Below are 2986 nucleotides of genomic sequence, written 5' to 3'. Positions count from 1 at the left end.
AACAAGAACTAAAGGAGCGAGGCGTCGAGGTGCAGGTGGCTCTGGAGATGGGCAGCCGCGAGTCCGTTCGAGAGGCGGTGGCGGAGGGGCTGGGCCTAGGCGTCGTGGCGGAAACAGCCTACAGGCCAGATCCTCGCCTTGTTAAGTTAACTATTTCAGACACCAGCATGGCGACACAGGTGCACTTCATCTGTAGAAAGGAGCGGCATCAAGCTCCTCTGATCTCGACCTTCCTGGGTTTGGCGCATAGCGTAAGTCAGAAAATTGCCTAGGTATGGAACTTGGATTCCATGCAGCCGTGGGGCATGGGACCGAGGGGCAACTGTTCGCCTGTAGGCCGACTTAAGTTAAGGGTTGTAGGACGCCCGTAATCGCGCGGCGATCCCATCTTGACTGCGGGGCGCGGTCGTGTATCTGAATATGCGCTGTCAGGCTGACTGCCAGCGGTATGGCAGCAGCTCGCCGATCTGGGTGGCGGGCTGCATGGGCAGGCGTGCCATGACATCGCGCAGGTAGGCGTAGGGTCGTGCCCGTTCATGGGGAGACGTGTGCTAGACCATGACTGCAGCTCCCTCGATACCGGTCATCGATGCTGCCGCGCTGCTGGGTGAGCCAATGACAGCTTTGTGCCAGGCACCGTGAACTCAGGTCACGGCCGCGACCGACAGCAACCGCTGCAGTGCTGGCATTCACCGTACTGACAGGCAGACGTTGACAACGTGACATCACGTCGGAAACTGGTTTCAGCAAACCGCTGGAGCCAACCATGCAACCACTGAAACTCACCCTCAAAGGCTTTCGGGGCATCCGTTATGGCCTGGGGCAAGACGTGTTGACCCTGGACTTCGAGCGCCTGGCCGATGGCGCTGAACTCGTCGCCATTGCAGGGGCCAATGGGCGGGGCAAGACCACGCTGATGGACAACATGCACCCCTATCTGACGATGCCGTCACGGGCGGCCTTGAGCGGCCCCGGCGGCTTTTCCTACTACGACCATGTCTGTCTACCGGAAAACGAAAAGGATCTGACCTGGTCACATGAAGGCAGGTGCTATCGATCCCAAGTGGTGATCCGGCTCAACGGGCGCCGCAAGACCGAGGCCTATTTGCATGCACTCAGTGATGAGGGCCAATGGCGCCCCGTCTGTCTCGACGATGGTCTGGTGTCCGATGGCAAGGTCGAGACCTACAGCCGCTGTGTGGAATCCATTTGTGGCAGCGCTGATACCTTCTTCACCTCCGCGTTCTCAGCGCAGGGCAAGCGCCAACTCAGCACCTACCGCAATGCCGAGATCAAGAGCCTGCTGTCCGACTTGCTCGGCCAGGAAGAAATCCGAGCGTTGGGGCAAAAGGCCAATGACACCGCCAAACTGATCAAGGCCGGGCTGTCGTCCATCAGGCAGGAGTTGGCCGGCCTAGATGCGGAGCATGCTCGCCTGGATGCGGGACTGCATCGCTTGCAAGGTGCATCCGACCGAGTTACGCAGACCTTGATTGAGCGAGAACAAGCGCAGCAGGCATTGGATGGGCATCGGGTTGGCCATGCCCGCTTGCAGGCACAACGGGATCAGTCACAGAGCACCGAGGCGCGTCGTGCGCAGTTGCTTGAGGAGCGCAAGGCGTTGATCGTTGCCGGCACGCGAGCCATCGAGGGGCTCAAGGCTCAAGAGCAGGATGCCTTGCAAGGCTTGGAGCGCTTGGCGCAACGCATCAACAGTAGGCGCACGCAAGCGCAGTCTCGGCAAAGCGCGCTCATGCAATCACGTCGCCAGTGCCTGAACGTGCTGGAAGAAGCTGACACGGTCCAGCGTGCGGCACATCGCCTGCCTCTGGCTGAACTGGTGCTGAGTGCCAGGCAACAGGAGATCGTTGTGTGCCGACAGCAGGTGCAGGCGATGAGGGATGCACAGGCCACGGAACGACTGCTAGTGCAGAAGCTAGCCAGCATCGAACTGGAGGCAGGCAGGGCGGCTTTGAAGGCCCAGGAGTTGGCGCACCGCTTTGGCCTGGTCGGTGAGGTGCCTTGTGCAGGCACCGATCTGCAAGGGCAATGCAAGCTGCTGGGGGATGCGCATGAAGCCCAGACCCTGATGCCCAGCGCACAAGGCCAGATAGGTCGTCTGGCACAGGACAAGGCCCTGGCAGAACAGGAACTGTCCCTGATCCGCCATCGGTACGAAGAACTGTCCCTGGCGCCGCAAGCGCTGGCTCGGGCCGAACGCTTGGTCGATATGGCTCGAACACGGGTGTCCCGCTTGTCGCTGCTGGCGACCAGGGCGGGTCAGATCACCCAAGCCCGCGCCGCCTTGCAGACCATTGAGCTTGAACTGTCCTCATTGGCAGCCGAGCTTGGCCGGACTCAAGACTACGAAGCGACCGAAGAGCAGGCCGAGCGCCAACAGATCGAGGCAACGCGCCAGCGGATCGCGCAGGCCCTGGTGCAACAGGCGCAGCATTTCCGGGAGGCGCTCAATCGCCTGGACGCGGTGCTTCATGGTTTGCCAACGCCCTTTGACCATCAGATGCTGGCCGCTGCCGCCCAGGCTGAGGCGCAAGCGCGCCTGGCCTTGTCCACCGCAGAGCAAGCCCACTTGGCCGCCGAGCGCGATGCCCAGTCCAGGATCGAATTGATGGCTCAGGCGCGGGCCCTGGCTGAGCGGCGTGTGCAGGTGCAATCTCGCATGGCCCGAGCGGAGGACAGCTTGGGAAGTTGGAACTTGTTTGCCCGATGCATGAGCAACGATGGCCTGATCGCCCTGGCCATTGACGATGCCGGCCCGGCTTTGTCTGGCTTGGCCAATGACTTGCTGCTGGCCTGTTATGGCCCACGCTTCACCGTGTCCATCCTCACGCTGGTGGAGTGAGGTTGCCCCTGAATTTCGGAGCGCTTAGCCCGGGTTTCATGCGGCGTTCTTGCGCTGAGCCGCCAGCCAGCGTTGCTCGTATTGCATGGGGCTGAGATAGCCCAGCGCCGAATGCAGACGAGA

The 2986-nt window shown here is 61.6% G+C and carries 2 protein-coding genes and 1 pseudogene; 2 read left to right on the top strand and 1 reads right to left on the bottom strand.

Annotated features, from left to right (window positions below; genetic code table 11):
- Positions 1-272 (top strand): LysR family transcriptional regulator substrate-binding protein (locus WAQ08_RS17585; RefSeq protein ID WP_422193366.1); only part of this gene is annotated, 272 nt, incomplete at its 5' end.
- 156 nt (positions 273-428) lie between these two features.
- Here WAQ08_RS17585 and WAQ08_RS17580 read toward each other — a convergent pair.
- Positions 429-538, bottom strand: a pseudogene (locus WAQ08_RS17580) (transposase domain-containing protein); the annotation flags it as partial.
- A 228-nt stretch (positions 539-766) separates the two neighbouring features.
- Between WAQ08_RS17580 and WAQ08_RS17575 the strand changes: the two are divergent.
- A complete protein-coding gene (locus WAQ08_RS17575; RefSeq protein ID WP_422193364.1) occupies positions 767-2863 on the top strand; it encodes an AAA family ATPase in 2097 nt (698 codons plus the stop codon).
- The last annotated feature ends 123 nt before the right edge of the window (positions 2864-2986 follow it).

Origin of the sequence: Aquabacterium sp. (assembly GCF_049274795.1) — a bacterium.
GTDB lineage: Bacteria > Pseudomonadota > Gammaproteobacteria > Burkholderiales > Burkholderiaceae_C > Aquabacterium.
The sequence above is the reverse complement of the archived record's forward strand: the minus strand, read 5'-3'. Positions and strand labels throughout refer to the sequence as shown.

Bases quoted from the DNA above. Each gene is read 5' to 3' on its own strand.
- WAQ08_RS17575 (WP_422193364.1), top strand. From the start codon at position 767: ATGCAACCACTGAAACTCACCCTCAAAGGCTTTCGGGGCATCCGTTAT.